Here is a 945-nt window from a genome sequence, read left to right on the forward strand (position 1 = left end):
GGAGTTGGTTTCTCAGATTCGAGAAACGATTCAAAGAGTTTTTTTCGAATCACCCCGTCCCTCTTTAGCCAAAGAAGGTTTTTTTTCGAAAACCCACCCGTCCTCCCTTACCCTTAAGGGAGGCTCCACCGCTTTCCCCAAGCCCCTTTCCCCTCAGGGGACAGGGGATGTAACCGCTCCTCCTCGTCGCTCAGAACCGCTACGCTCTATGGTTGGCGGACCATCAAAGGTCTCGCCATGTTGTTTGTCGGCTAGCGCATCAAAGGAGGCGTCAGGTTGTTCGCCAGATTGTTTGTCGGCTAGCGCATTCAATGTTCCTATCAAGGCTGTGTCGATACAATGGTTGTCGAAGCACTATGATGAGATAGAGGAAGAACCGGGGATGATTGTGATTGACGAGGCGCACCATGCGCTTGCCAAGACTTACAAGGGAATGTGGGATAGATTCCCGAAAGCTAAATTCCTGGGACTGACGGCTACTCCTTGCCGATTGAATGGTAAGGGATTCACTGATCTGTTTGATGTCTTGGTGCAGTCGTGGAGTGTTCCTGAGTTTATCAGCAAGGGAAGATTGGCAACATACGATTTCGTGAGCATCAAATCAGATGGTGTGACGCAACGGCTCATCGACTCCTTGCAGAAGCGAGGAGCAGATGGTGACTACCAGAACAAGGAAATGGATATGTTGCTGAATAAGAAACCGAGTATCGAAAGGCTCTATCGGAGCTTGGAAGAATTTGGTAAAGACAGAAAGGGCATCGTTTATGCCATCAATATCAGTCATGCTAATGCTATTGCCGAGTTCTACAGAGAACACGGCATCGCGGCTGTTGCTATTGATAGTAAAACGCCAAGTTCTTTACGAAAAGAACTTATTGAAAGGTTTAAAGCTTCTTCTAATACTTCTCAAAATTTTTCGAAAATCACCCCGTCTCTCTTTACCCT

1 protein-coding gene is annotated in these 945 nt (G+C 47.3%); it reads left to right on the forward strand.

Features of this window, described 5'->3' with window-relative positions; translation table 11 throughout:
• Positions 1-208: 208 nt before the first annotated feature.
• A partial coding sequence (locus ACQRBJ_RS16065; RefSeq protein ID WP_445304233.1) for a DEAD/DEAH box helicase occupies positions 209-945 on the forward strand: 737 nt, incomplete at its 3' end.

The organism is Prevotella sp. SGI.167, from assembly GCF_050313615.1.
In the GTDB taxonomy this organism is placed as follows: Bacteria; Bacteroidota; Bacteroidia; order Bacteroidales; family Bacteroidaceae; genus Prevotella.